The following is a 5,407-nucleotide window of genomic DNA, read 5'->3' on the forward strand; positions in this document are numbered from 1 at the left end:
GGAGGCAGCCGAGCCGAGAGTCGGCCAGTCCAAACAGGCGGTCAACGAAATTCTTTCGTCTTGGCAGAGCGTAGGTGCCGCCAAGTCGCCTCAAAGCCATTCATGGCTCGGCTCGGGGCCGTTTGGCACCGAGGCGGACCTTCAATCGAACTGCACCGGCTCCGGGCCGGGATAAGCCAGGGCCACGAATTCGCAGAACGCGCGCGCCGCCGCCGACAGCTTCGCGCTGCTCTTCCAGGCGAGGCCGATGTCCATGGTGTGAACCTCGTCGTCGAGCGTCTTGAGGTCGATGCGATGGCCCTCGAGCGACCACGGCCGATAGACCATGTCGGACAGGATGGTGATGCCCATGCCTGTCGCCACCATGCTGCGGACCGCCTCCACCGACAGGGTGCGGAAGATGACGTTGGGCACATGGGGCGTGCGCTGCCAATAGCGCATGGCGGAGCGCTCGGCCTCGTCGACGGTCAGCATCAAAAACGGCTCACCCGCCAGGTCGGCCAGTCGTAGACAGTCCTTGCGCAAGAGAGGGTGGTTGGCGCAGGCCCACAGCCGGCGAGGCGAACGCAACAATAGCCGCGAGCGGATCGAGCGCCGGTCGTGCAGGTTGGAGACCAGCATGACGGCGGCATCGACGCTGCCGCTCATCAGGCTCTGCTCGATGGCGTCGCGCTCGAACTCATGCAGCCGCACCGTGATCCCGGGAAAGGCGCGCCAGAACCGCGACAACAGCGGCGGCAGGAAATAGCCCGCCACCGTATAGCTGACCGCGACGTCGACCGTGCCATCGACCTGGGTGCCCCAGCGATGCGGTCCTCGCATTGCGTCCGAGACGCTGGCCTCGATCGTGCGTGCTCGTTGCAGGAACTGCTGGCCGTCGAATGTCAGCGTGACGCCGTTCGAATGCCGGTCGAACAGCTTGCGGCCGAGTTCGGTCTCAAGTGCCTTGATCGAAGCCGTGACGGCCGATTGGGTTACGTTGAGGCCGGCGGCGGCCGCCGACACCTTGCCGGTTTCAGCGGTGGCGATGAAGTGGCGGACCTGACGGAAGGTCAGTGCCATCAAAAATTCCAATATCAGCGAACGATTTTTCGAATTTTACAATCGTCGCTGCGGCGCAAAAGATCAAGCAATTGATGTTCGATGCGTCTGACAAAGGCTCTCAATGACTTCCGGTGACTTGGACTTGGTCGCTCGCGATGTCAGCGTCCAGTTCGAGGGGTTGAAGGCCCTGTCCGGCGTCACGCTGGCTGTGCCGCGCGGACGCATCACCGGACTGATCGGCCCGAACGGCGCAGGAAAAACCACCCTCGTCAATGTCTTGACCGGATTCCAGCGGGTCGGCACCGGGACCATCGAGCTGGAGGGCGAAACCATCAATGGTATCGCAGCCCACAGGCTGCGACGCAAAGGCCTGGCGCGGACGTTTCAATCGGGCCGCCTGTTCCGCGACCTGCCGGTCATGGACAATCTCGAAGTCACCGGCGTCGGCCTCGGCCAAAGCCGGCACGATGCCATCGCCGAGGTGGAGCGCGTGATGGATTGGCTCGGCATCTCGCACCTCGCCGGCGCGATCGCCGGCGCCCTGCCCTATACCGATGAGCGCCGCGTCGCCATCGGGCGCGCGATCATGGGCACGCCGCGCTATCTGCTGCTGGATGAACCCGCCGCCGGCATGTCCGAGCATGAAAGCCATGAACTGGCTGCCATCATCAAGCGGATCGCCGGAGAGCTCGGGGTCGGCGTGCTTCTGATCGAGCACAATATCGGCCTCGTGCTCGAACTCTGCGAGCGCATCTTCGTGCTGGATTCCGGCGAAATCATCGAGGTCGGGCCCCCTGCGCAGATCCGCAACAGCGATGCCGTGCGCCACGCCTATATGGGCACGCAGCGCGACGAGATGATTCCGACGCTGGTGGCGGCTGAGGCGGCCGCACCGTGACACTGCTCGCTGTCGACGACATCACGGTACGCTACGGCCGCCTGGCGGCCTTGCGCGGCGTCAGCCTGGAGATCGCCGAAGGCGAGGTGCTGTTTGTGACCGGTCCCAATGGCGCCGGCAAATCGACCTTGCTCAATGCAATCGCCGGCGTGGTGCCGCCCGCCTCGGGAGGCATCACGATCGATGGTGCCGACGTGACGGGGGCCTCGCCGGAATCGATCGCCCGGCGCGGTTTTTCGCTGGTCCCCGAGGGGCGCAACGTCTTTGGCGGCCTGACCATCGAGGAGAATCTGAAAGTCGGCGCCGGCATGCGCGCCGACCGGCACAAGGTCGCCGAGGACCTGGCATCCGTCTACGAGGAATTTCCGATGCTGGCCGAGCGCCGCCACGCGGCGGCCGGCATGCTGTCCGGCGGCCAGCAGCAGATGCTCGTCATTGGCCGCGCCCTGATGGCCTCGCCCCGGCTGATGGCGATCGACGAGCCGTCGCTCGGACTTGCGCCCAAGATCATCGATCAGGTCTACGAGATCCTGGTGCGGTTGCGGGCCCAGCGCAAGCTGACCCTGTTGATCGTCGAGCAGAGCTCGACCCGCGCCATGATGACCGGCGGACGGATGATTCTGATGCGCGGCGGACGGATCGTGCTCGAAGGTCCGGCGGCCGAGATGGTCAAGGACGAGCGCCTGAAGCAGGCCTATTTCGGCTTCGGAGATCATTAGGCATGGGCGCATGAGCGTGACCGAATTGCTGCAGATCGTCTTCGACGCGCTGAGTCTCGGCAGCCTCTATGCCCTGGGCGCGCTCGGCATCGCGCTGATTTTCGGCGTGATGCGGCTGGTAAACTTCGCGCATGGCGATTTCATCGCTGTCTGCGTGTTCGCGATGCTGTGGCCCTCGATCAATGCCGCTGCCATCGTCTTCGCCGGCAACCTGCCGTTCTACCTGCTCGTTCCGCTGTTGCTCTCGGTGGGCGCGGGCCTGTCCATGTTGTCGGAGCTGATCGTGTTCCGCCGCTTCCGCAACGCCAATCCGGCAACCATGATGATCGCCTCTTTCGCGCTCGGCTTTGCCATCCGCAATCTGCTGCTGATGCTGTATTCGAGCCGCCCGAAATCGATCACGCTGTGGCCGAGCCTCAGCCTCCCGGTCGAGATTTTGGGCGCCCGCATCCCTATGCTGCAGGTCGTCACCATCGTCATCACCCTGGCCGCGCTGGCGGCCCTGACGCTGTTCCTCAAACATACACGCTACGGCCTTGAGATGCGCGCCGCGGCGGAAAACTTCACCATGGCCCGGATGCTCGGGGTGCGCGCCAACAATGTCATCCTGCTGGCCTTCGCCATCAGCGGCATGTTGGCGGCGGCCATCGGGTTGATCCTCGCCACCAATTCCGGCACTGCCGACATCGGGATGGGCGCCAATGTCATGCTGATCGCCTTCATTGCAACCGTGATCGGCGGGCTCGGCAGCCTGCCCGGAGCGGTCGCCGCCGGCTTCCTGATCGGCGCCGCCAGCGTCGTGTTTCAGGCGACGCTGCCGCATGATGCCCGCGTGTTCCGCGACGCCTTCGTCTATGGCGCCGTGATCGTGGTCCTGCTGGTCCGTCCGCAAGGGCTGTTCGCGCCCAAATCGGCCAAGCAGAGGGTCTGATCAATGCCGCAGCGCTCCTCGGTCCTCCGGCAAACGATCGCGACGCCGGTCGTGCTGATCGTACTATTACTGGCGATGGCGGCCTTGAGCCATCTATTCGGCAGCAGGGCCTTCAACCGTACCGTGGTCGAGATGTTCATCAACATCATGCTGGTGACCGGGCTCTACGTCTTTGTCGGTAATTCCGGCCTGTTGTCGTTCGGCCATATCAGCTTCATGTGCCTTGGCGCCTATATGACGGCATGGCTGACCATCCCGCCGGTGATGAAATCGATCACGCTGAAGGGATTGCCCACCTGGCTGTTGCATACGCAGCTGCCGATGTGGGCGGCCACGCCGATCTCCGGGATGTTCACCGCCCTGTTCGCGCTGATCGTCGGGCGCGTCATCATGCGGTTGTCGGGAATTGCCGCCTCGATCGCCACATTCGGGCTGCTCGGCGTCGTCAACAACGTCTATTCGAACTGGGACTCGGTGACGGGCGGCCAGGGCTCGATCGTCGGCATCCCTCCCACCATGAATGTCTGGGTCGGCTGGCTGGGGGCCGCGGTGGCCGTCGCGATCGCCTATCTCTACGCGATTTCCCGTTCCGGCCTGGCGCTCCGCGCCACGAGGGACGAAGCCGTGGCGGCCAGCGCCTCCGGCATCGACATGGTCCGCGAGCGGCTGACAGCCTTTGTCGTCAGCGCCTTCATCATAGGCGTCGCCGGCGCGCTCTACGCGCATTTCCTGAGCATCGTCAATCCGGGCTCGTTCTATCTACGCACCACCTTCATCACGCTATCGATGCTGGTGGTCGGCGGCATGTACAGCCTGACCGGCGCCGTCTCCGGCGTCGTGGTGATTTCGGCGCTGATCGAGATGTTTCGCGATCTCGAAAAGGGCGTCATGCTCGATGGGGTGACGATCGCGATCCCGAACGGGGTCCAGGAGATCGCGATCGGCGTCATCACCATCGTCATCCTGATGTTCTTGCCCGCGGGCCTCACCCGCAATCGCGAATTGTCCTGGCGCGGGTGGCCGCTGCAGCGGCGCCTCACCTCGCCCGCGCCCGTGCAGACCGCGCTCGAGGAATCGAACTGAAGTCCCTTGATGCAGAAAACGGAGGAATTGTTGATGCGCATGACGACAATACTAGGCGTCCTGGCCGCGGCGACCGCGCTATGGAGCACGCCGACGTTCGCCGCCGACGAGATCGTCGTCGGTTTCGCGACCGCCGCATCCGGCTTCATGCAGGCCTATGACAAGCCGGCCCAGGATGCGGCGCTGATCCGGATCGACGAGATCAACAAGGCGGGCGGCCTGCTCGGCAGGAAGATCAAGGCCGTGTTCGCGGACACCAAGACCGATCAGGCCGAGGGCGCCAAGGCAGGTCTTGCGGTGCTCGACCAGGGCGCGGATCTCGTGGTCGTATCTTGCGACTACGATTTTGGCGCTCCGGCCGCGCTGCAGGCGCAGGCCGCCGGGAAGGTCTCCTTCTTCCTGTGCGCGGAATCGATCAAGGCCGGCATCCCCGGCGTCGGTCCCTACTCGTTCTCGGCTTCGGTGCTGGCCCCGGTCCAGGGCGCGACGATGGCCGAATGGGCCTACACCAAGAAGAATGCCCGCAGCTTCTACCGGCTGCTCGACAGCTGGACCGTCTACAACAAGGGCATCTGCGACGGCTTCGACTGGATGATGCCGCGTCTAAAGGATGCCACGCTCGCCGGCAGCGACACCTTCAAGAACGATGACGCCTCGATCGCCTCCCAGATCACGCGCATCAAGAGCCTGCCGAAGGAGCCCGACGCCATCATGCTCTGCACGATGATGCCG

Annotated in this window: 6 protein-coding genes; 5 read left to right on the forward strand and 1 reads right to left on the reverse strand. The window is 64.4% G+C overall.

The features are described from left to right. Positions 1-141 precede the first annotated feature (141 nt). Complete coding sequence (locus WCB02_RS41905) at positions 142-1,062, reverse strand: LysR substrate-binding domain-containing protein (protein ID WP_423968887.1); 921 nt, start codon at positions 1,060-1,062, stop codon at positions 142-144. Positions 1,063-1,186: 124 nt separating this feature from the next. Between WCB02_RS41905 and WCB02_RS41910 the strand changes: the two genes are divergently transcribed. The 5 genes from WCB02_RS41910 to WCB02_RS41930 form a co-directional block, all read left to right on the forward strand. Continuing rightward, positions 1,187-1,942, forward strand: a complete 756-nt coding sequence (locus tag WCB02_RS41910) for an ABC transporter ATP-binding protein (RefSeq protein ID WP_423968889.1) — start codon at positions 1,187-1,189, stop codon at positions 1,940-1,942. Further along, positions 1,939-2,661 (forward strand): ABC transporter ATP-binding protein, encoded by a 723-nt coding sequence (locus WCB02_RS41915; RefSeq protein ID WP_423968892.1) that lies wholly within the window; start codon positions 1,939-1,941, stop codon positions 2,659-2,661. The genes WCB02_RS41910 and WCB02_RS41915 overlap by 4 nt, the downstream gene beginning before the upstream one ends. Positions 2,662-2,671: 10 nt before the next feature. Then, entirely contained in the window at positions 2,672-3,592 is a 921-nt protein-coding gene (locus WCB02_RS41920; protein ID WP_423968895.1) for a branched-chain amino acid ABC transporter permease, read from the forward strand. Between the two features lie 3 nt (positions 3,593-3,595). Continuing rightward, positions 3,596-4,675 (forward strand): branched-chain amino acid ABC transporter permease, encoded by a 1,080-nt coding sequence (locus WCB02_RS41925; protein ID WP_423968897.1) that lies wholly within the window; start codon positions 3,596-3,598, stop codon positions 4,673-4,675. Between the two features lie 33 nt (positions 4,676-4,708). Beyond that, positions 4,709-5,407, forward strand: a 699-nt coding sequence (locus tag WCB02_RS41930) for an ABC transporter substrate-binding protein (protein ID WP_423968899.1), incomplete at its 3' end; no start/stop codon positions are given.

Source organism: Bradyrhizobium sp., from assembly GCF_049581145.1.
In the GTDB taxonomy this organism is placed as follows: Bacteria; Pseudomonadota; Alphaproteobacteria; order Rhizobiales; family Xanthobacteraceae; genus Bradyrhizobium.

Excerpts from the sequence above, each read along its gene's own strand:
- WCB02_RS41905 (WP_423968887.1), bottom strand. The coding sequence starts at position 1,062 with ATGGCACTGACCTTCCGTCAGGTCCGCCACTTCATCGCCACCGCTGAA.
- WCB02_RS41920 (WP_423968895.1), top strand. The coding sequence starts at position 2,672 with ATGAGCGTGACCGAATTGCTGCAGATCGTCTTCGACGCGCTGAGTCTC.
- WCB02_RS41925 (WP_423968897.1), top strand. The coding sequence starts at position 3,596 with ATGCCGCAGCGCTCCTCGGTCCTCCGGCAAACGATCGCGACGCCGGTC.